The organism is Haloarcula sp. K1, from assembly GCF_001647155.1.
In the GTDB taxonomy this organism is placed as follows: Archaea; Halobacteriota; Halobacteria; order Halobacteriales; family Haloarculaceae; genus Haloarcula; species Haloarcula hispanica.
The window spans coordinates 29,286-45,295 of sequence record NZ_LRHL01000023.1; the positions used below are offsets into that span (position 1 = coordinate 29,286).

Annotated in this window: 14 protein-coding genes and 1 pseudogene; 5 read left to right on the forward strand and 10 right to left on the reverse strand. The window is 63.7% G+C overall.

The features are described 5' to 3' along the window. Positions 1-42: 42 nt before the first annotated feature. Both AV929_RS07690 and AV929_RS07695 read left to right on the forward strand, forming a co-directional pair. The gene (locus AV929_RS07690) at positions 43-1,020 is read left to right on the forward strand and encodes an alkaline phosphatase family protein (RefSeq protein ID WP_014040090.1); all 978 of its coding nucleotides are present in this window, start codon (positions 43-45) and stop codon (positions 1,018-1,020) included. A 2-nt stretch (positions 1,021-1,022) separates the two neighbouring features. Then, on the forward strand, positions 1,023-2,477 hold the full coding sequence (locus AV929_RS07695) for a sulfatase (protein WP_064287916.1): 1,455 nt from the start codon (positions 1,023-1,025) through the stop codon (positions 2,475-2,477). Here AV929_RS07695 and AV929_RS07700 read toward each other — a convergent pair. Then, positions 2,468-3,316, reverse strand: coding sequence for a TrmB family transcriptional regulator (locus tag AV929_RS07700; RefSeq protein ID WP_014040092.1), 849 nt, complete (start codon positions 3,314-3,316; stop codon positions 2,468-2,470). The two genes, AV929_RS07695 and AV929_RS07700, sit on opposite strands and share 10 nt — an antisense overlap. A 328-nt stretch (positions 3,317-3,644) precedes the next feature. Here AV929_RS07700 and aglJ point away from each other — a divergent pair, with 328 nt between their 5' ends. Next, positions 3,645-4,715: an S-layer glycoprotein N-glycosyltransferase AglJ gene (aglJ, locus tag AV929_RS07705; protein ID WP_064287917.1), complete on the forward strand. Its 1,071-nt coding sequence runs from the start codon at positions 3,645-3,647 to the stop codon at positions 4,713-4,715. A 1-nt stretch (position 4,716) separates the two neighbouring features. Here the strand turns inward: aglJ and AV929_RS07710 are convergent, their stop codons facing one another. Both AV929_RS07710 and AV929_RS07715 read right to left on the reverse strand, forming a co-directional pair. Then, the gene (locus tag AV929_RS07710) at positions 4,717-5,043 is read right to left on the reverse strand and encodes a hypothetical protein (protein WP_008309691.1); all 327 of its coding nucleotides are present in this window, start codon (positions 5,041-5,043) and stop codon (positions 4,717-4,719) included. A 46-nt stretch (positions 5,044-5,089) separates the two neighbouring features. Then, positions 5,090-5,440, reverse strand: a complete 351-nt coding sequence (locus AV929_RS07715) for a helix-turn-helix domain-containing protein (protein ID WP_014040094.1) — start codon at positions 5,438-5,440, stop codon at positions 5,090-5,092. Between the two features lie 136 nt (positions 5,441-5,576). Here AV929_RS07715 and AV929_RS07720 point away from each other — a divergent pair, with 136 nt between their 5' ends. Then, positions 5,577-5,996: a DoxX family protein gene (locus AV929_RS07720; RefSeq protein WP_004962204.1), complete on the forward strand. Its 420-nt coding sequence runs from the start codon at positions 5,577-5,579 to the stop codon at positions 5,994-5,996. A gap of 115 nt (positions 5,997-6,111) precedes the next feature. Next, a complete protein-coding gene (locus AV929_RS07725) occupies positions 6,112-7,770 on the forward strand; it encodes a rhomboid family intramembrane serine protease (RefSeq protein ID WP_064287918.1) in 1,659 nt (552 codons plus the stop codon). Here AV929_RS07725 and AV929_RS07730 read toward each other — a convergent pair. From AV929_RS07730 to AV929_RS07760, 7 genes and pseudogenes are all read right to left on the reverse strand, one after another. After that, positions 7,767-8,393, reverse strand: a complete 627-nt coding sequence (locus tag AV929_RS07730) for an METTL5 family protein (protein WP_008309681.1) — start codon at positions 8,391-8,393, stop codon at positions 7,767-7,769. The two genes, AV929_RS07725 and AV929_RS07730, sit on opposite strands and share 4 nt — an antisense overlap. A gap of 50 nt (positions 8,394-8,443) precedes the next feature. Next, a complete protein-coding gene (locus tag AV929_RS07735; RefSeq protein WP_064287919.1) occupies positions 8,444-10,003 on the reverse strand; it encodes an ATP-binding protein in 1,560 nt (519 codons plus the stop codon). 96 nt (positions 10,004-10,099) lie between these two features. After that, a pseudogene (locus AV929_RS07740) lies at positions 10,100-11,174 on the reverse strand (ATP-binding protein). A 2-nt stretch (positions 11,175-11,176) separates the two neighbouring features. Further along, complete coding sequence (locus tag AV929_RS07745; protein ID WP_008309678.1) at positions 11,177-11,623, reverse strand: response regulator; 447 nt, start codon at positions 11,621-11,623, stop codon at positions 11,177-11,179. After that, the gene (locus AV929_RS07750) at positions 11,616-13,547 is read right to left on the reverse strand and encodes an ATP-binding protein (RefSeq protein ID WP_064287920.1); all 1,932 of its coding nucleotides are present in this window, start codon (positions 13,545-13,547) and stop codon (positions 11,616-11,618) included. Before AV929_RS07750 ends, AV929_RS07745 begins: the two co-directional genes overlap by 8 nt. Positions 13,548-13,611: 64 nt before the next feature. Further along, positions 13,612-14,658, reverse strand: coding sequence for a diphthamide biosynthesis enzyme Dph2 (gene dph2 / locus AV929_RS07755; protein WP_050037863.1), 1,047 nt, complete (start codon positions 14,656-14,658; stop codon positions 13,612-13,614). 54 nt (positions 14,659-14,712) lie between these two features. After that, positions 14,713-15,987 (reverse strand): methyl-accepting chemotaxis protein, encoded by a 1,275-nt coding sequence (locus tag AV929_RS07760; protein WP_050038286.1) that lies wholly within the window; start codon positions 15,985-15,987, stop codon positions 14,713-14,715. Between the last annotated feature and the right edge of the window lie 23 nt (positions 15,988-16,010).

The following is a 16,010-nucleotide window of genomic DNA, read 5'->3' on the forward strand; positions in this document are numbered from 1 at the left end:
TCGAAAGGTCTTAAGCCGTCGACTGAGACGTTCAGGGTAGATATGGTCCTCGTAGTGCTGGGTATCGATGCACTCGACCCGGAACTAGTAGACTCGACGGCACATCCGAATTTGACGCTCGCTGACCACCACGCTATCGAGACGATCAGGAGCGTCGAGGGCGGCCCCAGCACGCACGAACTCTGGCCGACGATCATTACCGGGCTCAGGCCCCCGGAACACGGCATCACGCTTGACGACGGCGTTGCCTGGGAGAACCCCGTCCTCCGGTTCGGGAGTGCTGCCGCGGACTACCTTCTCCCGTCGGGGCTGCAGACGCGTCTCGGCGCGTGGCTACTGAACAACACCGAACAGGACGCGTTCCGGATCCCGGCGACCTACTACGAGGAGAACGGCCTGTCGACAGTGTTCGACGGCCGGGAGGCGGCTCCAATCGGCATCCCCAACTACGTCATCGACCCGGACACGGAGGACCGCGAACACAGCCTCCGGCGGAACCTCGGCGACCTCTTCGAGCGCGACCTCGAAGCGAAAGGCGGCCACTCGTCGACAGACCCGGCGCTGTTCTACGAGCAGTGCCTCGAAATGTCGATGGTTCGCCTCGCTCGCGCACGTCGGGCGCTCAGAGGTGGGCGACACGAACTGGTGTTTGCATACACGAGCGGGCTCGACCTCATCGGCCACGTTGCGTACGAACAACCGTCTCTACAGGACCGCGCCTATGAAGAACTCGACGAGTTCGTCGGCGAGGTTCGAGACGACCTCGGTGACAACGACGAGCTACTGCTCGTCAGCGACCACGGTCTGCAGGACGGCGTCCACACCGATGAGGCGATGGTTGCGGGGACCGACGCAGCCATGGTCGACGCAATCGAGAGTGTCGTCGACGTCCGGGCGGCTATCGAAGCCGAACTCGACGAAACAGACCACACGTCGACACCGCAGGTGACGGCGTCGGACGACGGCGACCGGTCAGGGGAGGAAGTCAAAGAGCACCTCGAAGATCTCGGGTATATGTAGCCATGTCGGGCGATCCAAACATCTTGCTGGTCATCCTCGACAGCGTCCGTGCACAGAACCTCAGCGCCTACGGCCACGTCAACGAGACGACGCCGTTTCTGGACTCGTTCGCCACAGGGCGGGCGACGCTGTACGAGCAGGCCCGAGCGCCTGGTGCGCGGAGCGTCACGAGCCATGCGAGCATTTTCTCCGGGTTACACGTCGAAGAACACGGTGTCGTCTCGGCGGGGCATCGGCTCGACCCGTCGGCGTCAGTCTTCGCACAGCTGCGAGAAGACGGGTACAGCACCGGCGTGTTCACCGAAAATGACTGGCTGACGGCCGTCGATGTCGGACTCCGGGACGGGTTTGACGAGATCGTCGGGGCGCGGAACGTCCCGTTCCCGGGCGCAGTCAACCCCCACGAGTTTGTCTCGAACGAGGGACGGGGACAGTACGCGGAGTTCGTCAGACTCGCGCTGACAGACGACGCGCCGCTCCGGTCGCTGGCAAACGGTGTGGCGACGAAACTCCAGTCCGATTACAAGCGGTTCCTCCCGGATAGCGTCAGAGCATCGACGCCGGCGGACGTCTACGTGGATTCGCTGCTGGACTGGAGCGACCGACAGGACGGGCCGTGGGCGGCGTGTCTCAACCTGATGGACGCCCACATTCCGTACGAACCGATGCCGGACTACGACCAGTGGGGGGGCTCGGAGGCGTCGTCGTTGCAGGCTTCCTTCGAGGACCAGAAGTGGGACTTCAACGGCGGACACCGCCCGTGGTGGCAGAAGAAGGCGGTCGAGTCGCTGTACGACGGGGGGATTCGCCAGATGGACGCGGAACTCGAACGGCTCGTTTCGTCGCTCGAACGGCGTGGTGAGCTTGATGACACGCTTCTCGTCATCACGAGCGATCACGGCGAGGGCTTCGGCGAACAGAGCGACGTTCGGCCGGGTGTCCGGGTCGCCGAACACGGCGTCGCGATTCACGACAGCGTACTCCACGTCCCGCTCATCGTGCGCTATCCGGGCCAGACCGAGTCTCATCGGGTCGACCGTCCCGCGTCGCTGGTCGAATTTCCGCGGGTCGTGAACCGGCTTCGGGCCGACGATCAACAGACTGCCGGCTTCTGTCCCGACGGACCGGTCCTCGCTACTGCGGTCGGCCTCGACGAGCCGCTGCAGGAACGCGCCGGTGCGTACGTCGGGGACCTGTCGCCGTGGACCGCCACGTCGCGAGCGGTGTTCAAAGACGACAGTGAGGGAGTTGTCAAGTACTGTACTAACCGCGACCGCGCCGCCACCGTCGTCAGCCGCGACGCCCAGACGTCGTACAAAGTGTCCGACGGCGGTGCGGAACACGTCGACAGCGCATTCGAATCGATAGAGGAACTCGACGTCAAGACGGCGGGCGAGGACTTCGACGACCTCGACGACGGGACGTACCAGCGGCTGGAAGACCTCGGCTACGTCTGATGGGCCGTTTCGACGCTCTCGTACTCCCAGATCAGATCGAAGTACCGCTTCATCCCGGCGACGAACGACCCGTTGTCCGTAATCGCGGCCTGGCGCATGTGGTTGGGAACGTCCGGCTCCTCGACCAGTAGAATCGCCTCGCCGCTGTCGTAGTCCATGCTCGGGTCGACGAGCGTGCCGCGCCAGGGGAGTTTCTCCGTGCTGAACCGCAGGTCGACAGCGGGGAACTCCGCCGTCAGCCGCTCGACGATGTCAGCCTGGATGGCTGCCTTCTCCGGTGGGAGTTCGTCGGGATGCAGGAAGAGAACGCTGACTTCGACCCCACGGTCGAGTGTCTTGGCCAGTGCACGCTCGACGTTGTCGAGGTAGGCGAAGCTATTGGTGATAACCCGAAGCGTCTCGGCGGCGTCGTCGTATAGCCGTCTGGTCTCGCGTTCGCTCGGTTCACCCACGTCGACGACGTGGAACAGTTCGGCCGTCGGCGAGATGTCCTCGCTGGCGCGGTCGAACCGCGGTTCGTACTCGGCGAGGAACGCATCGCGGTAGGAGTCGATGTCGGCGGCGAACGATTCGTATGACTGTCTGTGGTTCTCGACCGCCCGGTCGAGGATTTCGCCGGGCGATTTCGGCTGGTATTCCTTGGGACGACCGGGAATCACCTTGATGAAGCCGCGGTCGGACAGCGCCTCCAGCACGCCGTAGACGCGGGCCTTCGGGATGCCGCTCGCTTCAGCGAGATTCGGGGCCGTCGTCCGGCCGAGCGAGAGCAACTGTTCCAGCGCCGTCGCCTCGTATTCGGTCAGCCCGACCAGGTCGAACACGTCCGCAGGGTCGCTCATACACGCTCATGTGTGGCAGGGGATGTAAAACGCGTCGCCCGTCGCCGGAACCTATTAGTGGGTGGCTGTGAGTAGTTACTCGCAGAGTGAGTAACATGACTGCGACATCCCAGACCGAAGAAGACGATCACCTGGCAGACATCGAAGACGGCTGTGGCTGCGCGGAGGTCTGGGAGCACATGAGCGAGCAACGCGACGACTGACACGGCTGTTATCAGTTGCTTCCGACTGTCGCCGCTTGCTTGCCGATGACCGCGGGAACTTAAAACAGAATCCGCACGCGGCCAGACCCGCATTTATTTGCCTTCGCGTGGATGACGTTGAATCAATGGCCGACCGAGACGACGTCTGTATACTGTTGCCGACATTCAACGAGGCTGAGACTATCGAGTCGGTCGTGTCCGGGTTCCGCGAGCAGGGCTTCGACGACGTCCTCGTCATCGACGGTGGGTCAACCGACGGGACACAGGACATCGCCGAAGCGGCCGGCGCGCGGGTCGTCGAACAGTCCGGCTCGGGGAAGGGGCAGGCCGTCAGGGAGGCGGTGACGCGCCACATCGAGCAGCCGTACGTCCTGATGGCCGATGGGGACGCGACCTATCGGCCCGACGAGGCGGACAGGCTCCTCAAGCCGCTGTTGTCGGGTCAGGCTGCCCACGTCATCGGGAACCGGTTCGCGGATATGCAACCCGGCGCGATGACGAAGCTGAACCAGATCGGCAACCGCATCATCAACAGGGCCTTCGAAACGATTCACGGACGGGACCTCACCGACATCCTCTCGGGGTATCGAGCGTTCACGCGTCAGTCGTTCCAGCGGAGTTCGCTGACGGCGTCTGGCTTCGGTATCGAGACGGAGATGGCCGTCGAGTGTGTCAAACATAACGTCTCGACGGCGGTGGTGCCGATCACCTATCAGCCCCGACCAGACGAGTCCGACACGAACCTCCGTCCGTTCCGGGACGGCGCGACGATCATCCTGACGCTGTACCAAATGGCGAAGACGAACAATCCGCTGTTTTACTTCGGAAGCGTGGGCCTCGGGAGCACCGTGGTCGGGTTCCTACTTGGAGCGTACGTGGCCTACGACTGGGTCGTCAACAGTATCTCACACGAGGTGATCGCCGTTGTCGGCTCGTTCGCCATTCTACTGGGGATTCAGCTCCTCATGTTCGGCGTCCTATCGGATATGCTCGTGGCGGTGAATCGCGAGCAGACGCGCCGGTTAGAGGACATCGCAGTCCAGCTCACACACGAGAGCCGTAGTCGGCCGGTGGATGTGTTCGACGACCAGCGGGTCGGCGACGCAGAGCACGGCAAGAAGGGCGACGCGGAAGACACCGGAGACAGCGACATAGAGACAGAGCCGGCGGTGTCCTCCCACAGTTCCGACGAGTAGCTCAGAACGGGACCAGCGCGCGTAGCTGGGAGAGAATACTGTTTCTGGTGGCTTCCCGTTTCCGTTCGAATATCGGATGAAGGTCGTTGAGTAGCTCCTGCTCGTTGTCGAACTCCGTGGCGGTCGTCTCCTCGAGTGCCTCGGCGACGGTCATCGAGTGGCCCGACGCGTCGAACGGGACCGCGATGTGGCCGGCGGCGTCCCGGACCTCCCTCGCCGTCGCGGGATACTCGATGTCCACGTCCGACAGGCGGGCGTCGAGTGCCGCGATACCGAACTCGATGACGTCTGGCTCGTCGCTGTTATCGGCTGGTGGCCGTACTCCCATTGGTAAAGCGATGGGGCCGGGGGATAGAAAAGTCTGCGTTGTCGGATCAGCTCTGGCAACCGGCCAGCCACTCCTCGGCCCAGTCCTCGATTTCGTCGAACACTGGACAGAGGGATTCGCCCTTGGGCGTGAGCTGGTAGTACGTCGCGACGGGGGCGTCCTCTTCGAGCCGCCGGTCGACGAAGTCCATCTCCTGGAGGTCGTCGAGGACCCGCGAGAGGGTTCGGGAGCTGGCGTCGGTGGCGCGCTTGAGTTCGTTGAACCGCTGTTCACCGTTCTGGAGTTCGTGGAGCACGACCAGCCGCCAGCGCGACCCGATCTGTTCCAGCGACTCGATGACGGCACACGGCCCGCTCTCTTCCTCCTCGTCCGCGGTGGTGAATACTTCAGATGACATCGGTGCTACCTGGTATCTCCCTTGTCCGGGAACGTACAAATAGGTTCGCATACGAACCAAGTAACGTAATGAAACTACCAATCGCGGTTCGACAGTCTCGTAGCGAAACCACTCCTGTACCGGCGGTGAGCGCCTGATGGCGTTCGAGTCCGCTGGTGCGGGCGAACTGTTCCTGCTGGGCCGACTCCTGTTCGGCGGGGTGCTTGCGTTCATGGGTCTGAACCACTTCCAGAACGCCGGACAGATGGCCCCCTACGCGGAGGCAAAGGGGCTCCCGGCACCGGTGGCGTCGGTCTACGGGAGCGGCGGACTGCTCCTCGTCAGCGGTATCCTCGTTATCCTCGGTGCGTACCCCGTCATCGCAGCCGGGGCGCTGGCGACGTTCCTCGTCGTCTCCGCCGTCACCATGCACGACTTCTGGGCGGTTCCGGACGACCAAGTACAGGACGAGATGACGCAGTTCCTCAAGAACGTCGCCCTCGCCGGCGGCGCGCTGTCCCTGCTTGCAGTGGCCGGCACGTCGTGGCCGTACAGCGTCGGTATGTCCCTGTTTTGAGGTGACGTATCTGGCTGGCACGGTTGCCTGATTCCGGTCCGCTCCCCGTTCGTCACTGCTTTAGAGTGACACCTGCCGCCATCCATAAGCCGTCCCGTACCTGAACTGTGCATGAATGATGCAGTCGCTGCCGACGCCGGCCATGCCCGCGTGGCTCCCGTGGCAGGAAGCGGTCGTCCTCATTGTGGTGCTCGCCGTCCTCGTTGCCGTCCGCCGCCTGTCGGCCGCGCGACCTGGCGACGGCATACGGGCGCGCCTCTTCCTCGGCGTTCCGTGGGGGACGCTGCTGACGATGGCCGGCGTCCTGGCGGTGTATCTGTTCCTGCAGGGCGCGTGGTGGCACCCGCGGAACCCGCTTGTCACGCCGTTCCGGACGTGGTCGTACTTCTACCCGTTCGGGATGCTCACCGGGGCGTTCACCCACGGCAGTCAGGGGCACATCACGGGGAACCTCATGGGCACGCTGGTGTACGGGACAGTCGCGGAGTACGTCTGGGGCCACTACCCCCGCAAGCGTGGCGTCCAGACCTTCACGTCGCTGCGGACGAACCCGCTCGCCCGGATTCTGGCCGTTCCCGTCGCCATGTTCGTCGTGGGCGTGTTCTCCGCGGTGTTCGCTATCGGTCCGATTGTGGGCTTTTCCGGCGTGGTGTTTGCCATAGCCGGGTTCGCACTCGTGACGCGGCCGACGCTGTTTCTCGGCGCGTTTCTCGGGAACCGCGTACTCGACCTCCTGTATTCGGCGCTTCGCTACCCGGTGTCGACGGCCTCGGGCCAGACCCGCTTTGTGACGCCGTGGTGGTCCAACATCGCCATCCAGGGGCACGCTATCGGTATCTTGGCTGGCGTCATCGTGGCCCTCGCGCTACTGTGGAACCGGGACGAACGCCCCGACACGCTCCGGGTGTTCTTTGCGACGCTCGTGTTCGCCGTCGCGCAGGGACTTTGGGCGGTGTACATACCGCTTGGCGGCGGCCGGTTTCGGCTGTTCCGCTGGGCCGGGACGGCGCTGGTGTTCGTTCTGGCGCTCGTCGTCGCAGCAGCGACCGTCGGCTCCGACCGCGAATTCCGCCCTGGATTCGATCGTCGCCCGGCCTCACTCGCAGTGGTGGTCCTGCTCGTCGTCCTCGGCGCACTGAGTCTCGCGGCCGTCCCGACGAACGTCGTCGACCTGCAGGACGACCAGCTCCCTGAAGGCGGCATCGAGGTCAGAGACTACGTGGTGACCTACGACGAGAACGTGCCCAACGCGTACTTCGAGAGCATCTGGGTCCCAACGCAGCGGGAGGGGGCGAGCGTCAACGCCAGCGGTGTCATCGTCGCCAGCGCGGAGCGTGAGGTCTGGATCGCCGCCGTCCAGCCGGGCCGGCTCGCGGTCAACGGCAAGGAGCGAGTCACGGTCGGCGGGGCGACCTGGCGCGAGTCGGTCTACGCGAACCGGACGGACTGGTCGGTGCTCGGCAACGACAGCGTCTATCGGGTCCAACTCAGGCGTGAGGGCGGCCAGCCCCGGACGGCCTACACCTCGGAGCCGTCGACGGCGGACGTGATACTGGACGGGCGGAACGTGACAGTGGCTGCCCAGCAGAACGGGTTCGACGTGAGCGTAACACGGGGGAACGAAACGGTCGGGCAGGCACCGCTCCCGGCGAACATGACGCGGGCGCGGATCGGCGGGCTGACCTTCGAGCGGAACCGCTCGCGGCTGTACGCACGGACCGACGGCACTCGCGTCAAGATCGCGGAGCGTCGCCAGCAAGCGGCGCGGAACTAGGTCCAGTCGATGCGGTACACTTCCGCGGTGATCGCCTGCCGGTCCGATTCGTGGAACTCGAACTGTCGCGGTAGGTCGAACTCCGTCTCGAAGGCGTGGGTCACCTCGCCGCCGTTGTCGGCGGCGAAGGACTCGACGAACGACTGGCTCCCCTCGTTGTGAATCGAGTAGGAGACGCCCGTGATGGACGCGGCGGTTTCGAGGAACCGACGGTCGGCATGTTCGTTGTCCGACTGCGCGCCGAAGGGTGGGTTCATCACGACGGTGGTTTCCTCGGTGGGCGGACACAGCGGGGCTGTGGTGGCATCCGCTCGAACCCACGACACTGGCGTCGTCGACCCGACCTTCCGCTCGTTTTCGCGCGCCGTCGACAGCGGTGCGGGGTCGATATCTAGCCCGACCACCCGTGCCGGCGACCGCAGCGCTGCACCCAGCGCCAGCATCCCGGTGCCACAGCCGAGGTCGACGACCGTCTGTCCCTGGATATCGTCCTGGAGGTCCGCAGTATGGACCAGATGCGCCGCCAGGTCCGGCGGCGTCCGGTACTGTTCGAGACTGGCCCGTGGGTTGTCGAACCCGGCGACAACGGCGAGTTGCTGGGCGAGCGCACTCTTTGTCGGCATTACTGGAGATACGCCCGATTCATTCAAAAACGTTTGGAAATGCCCAGTAGTTATTCAGATGGGAGTGCGACGACGAATTCGCTGCCGCCGAGGTCGCTTTCTTCCACCCAGATGTCGCCGCCGTAGCTCTCGACCATCACCGACACGAAGTAGAGTCCGAACCCAGTCCCCGTCGACTCGGTTCCCCGCTCCCCCTTCTCGAAGATAGCGTCGCGCTCTTCGGGCGGTATCCCGGGGCCGTCGTCCGCGATGCGAAGGTGGACCATCGAGTCGACGCGTTCCGTCGTCACCTCGATTGTGGTGCCTGAACCGCCGTGTTCGACGGCGTTCGTCAAGATGTTCCCGACAACATCGTCGAGGAGGTCGTCAGCCACGACCTCGATGCCGTCAGGGATGTCTGTTTTGAGTGTGCAGTCCTCGTCCATCGAGGCCGCTTTTCTCGTGGCCCCTTCGACGACCGGCCCCAGTGCGATCGTCTCTGCCTCGGTCAGGCCGTCGTCAGACATCGTGCTCAGCACGCTCCGGACCTTCTGTGTGAGGTCGACGATATCCCGACTCCAGTCCAGAATCGTTTCGGCGTACGTCGCCTGTGTCCCGCCGAGTGCGTCTGCAAGCGTTTCCGCACGCGCTTCGATGACGGTCATCCCGTTGAGGATATCGTGTCTGAGGATGCTGTTGAAAAACTCCATCTGCTCTTCGCGGCGCTTGAGATCCGTGATGTCTGTCCCCTCGACGATTATTTTCTGCACGGTACCGTCGACCGCTACTGGTCGGGCCACGACAGCGGTCGAGATCCGCTGGCCGTCTGCGCCGATATGCTCGGCCTCGAACCTGACCATCTCACCGTCCATCGCCCGCTCGACAGCATCCTGGCAACGGTACGCCACTGCCTCATTGTGGTTCCACCAGGGCGTGTCCCAGAACGGTTCCCCGAATATGGCTTCGTCATCAGCATCGACGAACCCGAGCGCTGTTTCGTTCGCCCTGAGGAGGTTTCCGTCAGCGTCGAGGATACCGATGAACGTCTCCGGTGAGTTGAACGTCGCTTCCAACAGCTGCTGGCTCTGCTCGCGTGTGTCGACAGCTAGCTCGCGTTCGATCTCCGCTTCGACCCACTGCGTGAGATGCTCGAACAGCGTCTGTTGCCAGTCCGAGAACTCCGAAATCGCCTCGTTGTCGTTGACGAAACACAGCGTTCCGTACTCCGCCCCGTCCGCCCGAAGCGTTGTGCCGACGTACGCCTCCAGTCCGAACCGCTCGTAGGCGGGGTCAGTCGACATTGACTCGCTCGCGTTGGTGACGATGTGTATCCCGGATTCGTCGAGGGTGTGTCTGCAGTACGTCTCGGAAAGTGGTGTCTCGTCCCCCGGCGTAATCGTCGAAGACAGGCCGCTACTGGCGACAATTGTGTGTTCGTCGCCGGAGACGACCGCGATATGCCCGTTCGGAAACCCCAGGTGTTCTCGACCGACGTCCAAGACTGGCTCGACACGCTCCCGAAACGAGGTCCCGCTGGCCGCCATCGCTGCAGTGAGGTCCTGCATAGCTGCCAGATAGCGATCTCGGTCCTCCGAGTCGCTACCCTCGGGACAGTCCAGCGGATCATCCATAGCAGGTGACTCGGTCTCCCGGGAGTTGAAGATTCGGACCCGTTTCTCAGGAGCTGAAATGCACCCGAGCGATGACGGTGTGACAAGCAGCCACCCCTACAGAGTCGCGTGCGGGAGTTCGACGTAAAACGCTGCGCCACCGAGGTCGCTGTCCTCGACCCAGACATCGCCGCCGTAGCTCCGGACCATCGTGGCCACGAAGTAGAGGCCGAAGCCAGTACCGCCGGACTCAGACCCTTTCTCGCCACGTTCGAAGATGCGGCGGGCCTCGCTGTTCGAAATCCCGTCCCCGTCGTCCGCTAAACAGACGGTCACGACGCCTTCCTTGACCGTTGTCGTCACGTCGATGGTCACGTCTGGTCCGGCGTGTTCGACCGCGTTCAGAAAGAGGTTCCCGAACACGTCATCGAGCAACTCGTCAGCGACGACAGTGACCGCCTGTGGCTCGATAGTAACGGTACAGTCGTCGCTGACTGACCGGGCGCGGTCCGCCGCATCGTCGAGGACAGCCTGTAGCTCCCGGTGCTCGTGGTCCCGTTCGCCCTCTTCGGTGAACCGTCTCAAGCACCGCCCGGACCTTCTCGGTGAGTTCGATGAGGTCGTCGCTCCACTGGACGACAGTCGACGCATACTCGCGCTCCTCGCTGTCGAGCGTGTCTTCGAGCAGTTCCCCCCGCGCCCGAATGACGTTCATCCCGTTGAGGATGTCGTGTTGCAGGATGCTGTTGAAGAAGTCCATCTGGTCGGTCTGGCGCTGAATGGCACGCTGCTGGCGGCTCCTGACGACTGCATACCGGAGCGCTCTCACGAGTCGGTCGCCGTCCAGGTCCTCTTTCGGCAGGTAGTCCTGTGCGCCCCGGTTGATCGCTTCGATAGCCACCTCCCGGTCCTGCATCCCGGTGAGGACGATGATCGGCACTCCCTCTACGATCTCGGTTGCCCGGTCAAGGGTCGTAAGCCCTGTTGACTCGGGGAGTCCGAGGTCCAGCAGTACCACGTCGTAGGCCGCCTCCGAATGCTCGGCGACCGGTGCAAGCGATTCGACGTGGGAAACCGTCACGTCGTCGACGAAGTGCGCCACCGCCGGCGAGTTCAGGTGATGCTCGACGAGGCGGGCATCGCCCGGGTTATCCTCGACGAGGAGCACGTCGAGATGCACCGTCTCAGCCATCGTTATTTCGGCGGCCGCTTGACGACCGTAAGGAAGAAATCTTCAATGCTGCTCACGATGTCGACGAAGCCGTCGAAGTCGACCGGTTTCGTCAGGTAGGCGTTCGCGTGGAGATCGTACGATTCGATGATGTCCTCTTCCGCCTCGGAACTGGTCAGCACGACGACCGGAATCCGCCGGAGCGACTCGTCGCCTTTCATCTCTTCGAGGACTTCCTGCCCTCCTTTGCGGGGCATATTGAGATCGAGCAACAGCAGGTCCGGCCGCGGTGCGTCGCCGTACTCACCTTCCTGCCGGAGGAACGCAAGCGCCTCGACGCCGTCGTTGACGACGTGAAGGTTGTTCAGCACCTTCCCCTTCTCTAGGGCTTTCTCGGTCAGTTTGACATCGCCGGGGTTGTCCTCCGCCAGCAGAATCTCCACCGGCCGCCCCTCGCTGGAGTCAGTCATCGCCATTCACCTCCGTCACCGCGGGCAGCGTAAATTTGAATATCGCGCCGTCGTCGGACGGTTCGACCCAGATGCGGCCGTCGTGGCGCAGGACGATTCGCTGGCAGACGGCCAGCCCGATGCCGGTGCCCTCCGTGTCGTGGGCACCGGCGCGGTGGAAGATGTCGAACACCTCCTCACGGTCCGTCGCCGGAATCCCCGGCCCGTTGTCCGAGACGGTGAACGTCACCATGCCGTCGTCTTCTTCCGCGCTGACCTCGATACGGGGTTCGATGCCGGCCTCCGTCGCGTACTCGATGGCGTTTTCCAGCAGATTCTGGAACACTTGGCCGACCTGGTTCGAGTCGGCGTCGACGCGTGGCAGTGACTCTGCCGTGATGGTAGCGTTCACCTCCTCTATTCGCATCTGCAAGGCGTCCAGCGTCCGGTCGAGGACCGCTTCCGGGTCCGTCTCCTCGAAGTCACCCGCCTTCGTCTCGACGCGGGAGTACCGCAGCAGGGCGTCGACCATCTCCTGCATCCGGTGGGCACCGTCGACGGCGAAGGCCATGTACTCGGCGGCCTCCTCGTCGAGGTCGTCGCCGTATTCGCTGTCCAACAGGTCGACGTAGCTCGACACCATCCGGAGCGGTTCCTGCAGGTCGTGGGACGCGATGTAGGCGAACTGCTGGAGCGCCTCGTTCGAGCGCTCTAGTTCGGCCTGTTTCGATTTGAGCCGCGTCTCGCGTTCGATTCGCTCCAGCGCGGCAGCCGCCGTACTCGCGAGAATCTCAAGCAGGAACCGCTCGTCGCCGTCGAACGACGCCACGGTCTCGGACCCGATACACAGCATCCCCTGGTCATCGAGCGGGAGACACAGGAGCGTCCGCATCGGCATCGCCGGCGCTGACGGGTTCGACAGTTTTTGATAATCCTCGATAACGGTCGGCTCGCTGGTGTGGAAAATACGGTTCTCGTCGCTGTCTGGCCCCATCGGCGGGAGATCCGCCGCCGTTTCCACGCCGGCGAAGTCGGTCGCCTTTGCCGTCGCGCCGATTGGATAGAGCGTGTCGTCGCCGCTGTCGTGGGACCATATCGCGGCGAGCGGCTGGTCGACGATACGCTGTGCAATCTGTGTGACTGTGTCCGCGGCCGCAGTCTCTGTGCGGCTGTACAGCAATTCGTTCGTCGCGTCGCTGAGCGCCTCGACGCGCTCCTCGCGGCGTTTGAGGGCGGTGATATCTCTAGCTACACTGACGACCTGTTTGAGTTGTCCGCTGTCGTCGAACACCGGTCGATACCACGTCTCGAAGACGAGGTTGTCGACTTCCTGTGTCACGCGGACTTCCTCCCCGTCGAGGGCCTTCTCGACGGCGGTGATGATGTCCGGATACTCACTGTACGTCTCGAACACCGATGTCCCTTCGAGGTCGCCGGGTTCCATTCCGAGCCCTTCCAGCCCCTTCCCGGCTGAATACGTGAACACGCCGTCCGGGTCTAGCGTAAACACCACGACAGGGAGATTCCCCATCAGGGTGTGGAGCTGTTCGCTCTGTTCTGCGTGTTTTCGTTCCCGCTCGCGGATGCTGGTCACATCGTGAATGAACGCCACAACACGGGTCTCGTCGCCGAGAGCAGCTCGCTTGAGCGTTACCTCGACCAGTTGGTCCGTGCTGTCGGGTCCCTCCGTTGCCCACTCGACCTGCGCCGAACCTGACGTGGCTGCCTCGGCTATCAGGTCGTTTGCGTCCGCCGTGGAGAACCCCGGCGGACTGAACTCGCCGACGTGCATCCCGACGATGTCGTCCGGAGTACACCCCAGGAGCGCGCCCGCGGCCTGGTTGGCCCGGACGACGGTTCCGGTGTCGGCGTCGTGGATCATAATCGGGTCCGGACTCGCCTCAAAAACGTCCTGATAGATAACAGCGTCCTCTGTAGAAGCCATGGACCGTATCAGCGCCCGCGCTACAAGACAGTACGCCCCTTGTTATCAGCGGTGAAAACTGGCGCTACCAGGTACCGTGAAAGGTGTCGAACTCCAGGGATTCGAGCGGTTTCTCGCCGATAGCGATCTCGTACTCGCCGGGCGTGAGCATCGGCTTCTTGAACTGCGGGCCGTCGTCGGTGGTGATGCGCGGACAGCCGGTGTTGACGTAGGCGTCCATCCCGAAGTTCGTCAGCCGGTCCGGCGTCACCTCGTCCATGGTTATGAGGTAGGCGTTCTCGTTGTTGTCGACGATCTCCTGGGCCTTGTCCCAGCGGCCCTGACCGATCTTGGTACAGAAGATGACGCCCCAGGACTCGGCGTCCATCGCGCGGTGGACCGCGCCGTAGCGTTGCTTCATGAACTTCTCCGTGTCGGCGACGGTGACGACGTTGTTCACCGGGTCGGCGATGACGACGTGTTTCTCGGGGTGTTCCATCGCCAGTCCGAGGGGGTGGAACTTCCCGCCACCCACGTACAGCATCTGGTCGGCGTCTACGTCGGCGCTGGCGTAGTTACAGCCCAGCACCTGGCCCTCGTGGGTGAGCCGCTCGTCGCCCCGGCGCGTGTGGACTGTGTAACCGCGCTCCTCAAGCCACTCGCGCATCTCGTCGAACTTGTTCATATGCTGGGCCGTCGTTACCAGCCCCACGTCGGGGTCCTCTTCGGGGTCCGCGAGCTGTTCCTCGCGGGCCTGCTCCATGATGGGGAAGACGTCGACGTTCGAGAACAGCGGTACGTAGATGATCTTGTCCGATTCCTTCATCGGCGAGTGGCCGAAGTGGACGAACACGTCCGTCCGGCGCATCATGTACGTGTCGAGGTCGCAGGCCCCGTAACAGGGCTGGCCCGAGAGCAGCACCGTCACGTCGTCGGGGAGGTTCTCGCGGAGGTCATCGGCGACGGCCGGGCCGCGGCGCTTCAGCCCCTCGGGGAACTGCAGTCCCACCTTCTCGGCGTCTCGCTCCTCGACGGCTTCGACGATTCGGTCGAGCTCGTAATCCCACTCGCGGTCGTGTTTGAGCGACAGTCCGGTGTTCCGGAGGTCGCCGTCAGTCCGCTCTTGACTCATTGCAACCCTGTATCGGTTCGAGCGGCATAACCCCCGTGTTTCGGCGAGCGACAGTTACTCCATAATCTCGGCAAGCTGTCGCTCGACCCGCTCGACGTTCTCCTCTAAGTCACGAGCCATCTGGTGTTGCGTCCCGTTGGCGTCAGCCAGTTCGTCGATAGACTCGGAAACCTCGGCGGCACGCTGGGCGATCTCGTCGATCATGCTGGCGATTTCTTCGGCGCTTGCGGCCTGGTCGTCCGTCGCCTCCGCGACCTCGCTGATACCCTGTTCCGTCTCCGAGGTCGCGTCGAGGATGGCCTGCTGGTTGTCTAGCACCGTCTCCAGATCGGTGAGGGCTTGCTGAACCGCATCGGTCGTTTCTTCGACGTTTTCGGCGGTGTTGTCGGCCATCTCGCGGACCTCGCCGACGATGCGCTCGACCTCGTCGGCGTGCTGTTTGGACTCGTCGGCCAGTTCCTTGATCTCGTCGGCGACGACCGCGAACCCGTCGCTGTCGCTGTTGCTCCGCGCGGCCTCGATGTTGGCGTTCAGCGCCAGCATGTTCGTCTGGTCCGCGATGTCGTTGATGACCTCGACGAACTCGTCGATCTCCTCGATGTGGCCGCGGAGTTCCGTCGAGTCCGACGCGACCTGTTCGGCGGACTCAGTCGCGTCCTCGACGCGTTCGATGGTTTCTTCGGCTGTCTCGACGGACTCCTCGGCGAGCTCCCTGGCCTCGCCGCTCTGACTGCTCACTTCCTCGGCGCTGGAGGCGATTTCCTCGACTGTGGCGCTGAACCCGGAGACCTCGGACTGGACCTCGTCGAGGTTGTCGGACTGCTCGCCGGCCATGTCTTTGATCTCGTCGGACTGCTCGGTAACGGCCGCGGCGGAGTCGCTGATTTCGCCGACCGCCGACTCGACGTCCGTCGCCATCTGAGACTGGAGGTTCTGGAGCGCTTCGCGCTGTTCGACGATATCGCTGAAATCGATCAGTAGCTCTAGCGCACCGATAGCGTCCCCGCCGGGGCCCATGAGCGGGATCGCCACTGCCCGCGCGTGTGCCATCGTCCCGTCGGGTCGTTCTGCCGAGCGGAACTCGTCTTCCCGGACTGGCTCCCCGGTTCTGATGACCTCCTGGGCGAGCGTCTCGTCTTGGCCTTCCGTGCCAAACACGTCGTAGGCGTTCATCCCGACCGCCTTGCTCGCCGGGAGCCCGAGCAGGTTTTCAACCGTCTCGTTCCAGTGTGTGATATCGCCATCCGCGTCGACGACGAACGCCCCTTCCGGTAGCTCCTCGACAAGCGACTCGAACGCGTGGAGCCAGAACTCCTCGCTGTTATCCATAGACTCCGGCAGCAGTTCCCCCG

What these genes read in the sequence shown, in the direction of transcription:
- AV929_RS07730 (WP_008309681.1), bottom strand. Translation starts at nt 8,393, where the DNA reads ATGCCGACAAAGAGTGCGCTCGCCCAGCAACTCGCCGTTGTCGCCGGG.
- dph2 (WP_050037863.1), bottom strand. Translation starts at nt 14,658, where the DNA reads ATGAGTCAAGAGCGGACTGACGGCGACCTCCGGAACACCGGACTGTCG.
- AV929_RS07700 (WP_014040092.1), bottom strand. Translation starts at nt 3,316, where the DNA reads ATGAGCGACCCTGCGGACGTGTTCGACCTGGTCGGGCTGACCGAATAC.
- AV929_RS07690 (WP_014040090.1), top strand. Translation starts at nt 43, where the DNA reads ATGGTCCTCGTAGTGCTGGGTATCGATGCACTCGACCCGGAACTAGTA.
- aglJ (WP_064287917.1), top strand. Translation starts at nt 3,645, where the DNA reads ATGGCCGACCGAGACGACGTCTGTATACTGTTGCCGACATTCAACGAG.
- AV929_RS07720 (WP_004962204.1), top strand. Translation starts at nt 5,577, where the DNA reads ATGGCGTTCGAGTCCGCTGGTGCGGGCGAACTGTTCCTGCTGGGCCGA.
- AV929_RS07735 (WP_064287919.1), bottom strand. Translation starts at nt 10,003, where the DNA reads ATGGATGATCCGCTGGACTGTCCCGAGGGTAGCGACTCGGAGGACCGA.
- AV929_RS07715 (WP_014040094.1), bottom strand. Translation starts at nt 5,440, where the DNA reads ATGTCATCTGAAGTATTCACCACCGCGGACGAGGAGGAAGAGAGCGGG.
- AV929_RS07760 (WP_050038286.1), bottom strand. Translation starts at nt 15,987, where the DNA reads ATGGATAACAGCGAGGAGTTCTGGCTCCACGCGTTCGAGTCGCTTGTC.
- AV929_RS07695 (WP_064287916.1), top strand. Translation starts at nt 1,023, where the DNA reads ATGTCGGGCGATCCAAACATCTTGCTGGTCATCCTCGACAGCGTCCGT.
- AV929_RS07710 (WP_008309691.1), bottom strand. Translation starts at nt 5,043, where the DNA reads ATGGGAGTACGGCCACCAGCCGATAACAGCGACGAGCCAGACGTCATC.
- AV929_RS07745 (WP_008309678.1), bottom strand. Translation starts at nt 11,623, where the DNA reads ATGACTGACTCCAGCGAGGGGCGGCCGGTGGAGATTCTGCTGGCGGAG.
- AV929_RS07725 (WP_064287918.1), top strand. Translation starts at nt 6,112, where the DNA reads ATGATGCAGTCGCTGCCGACGCCGGCCATGCCCGCGTGGCTCCCGTGG.
- AV929_RS07750 (WP_064287920.1), bottom strand. Translation starts at nt 13,547, where the DNA reads ATGGCTTCTACAGAGGACGCTGTTATCTATCAGGACGTTTTTGAGGCG.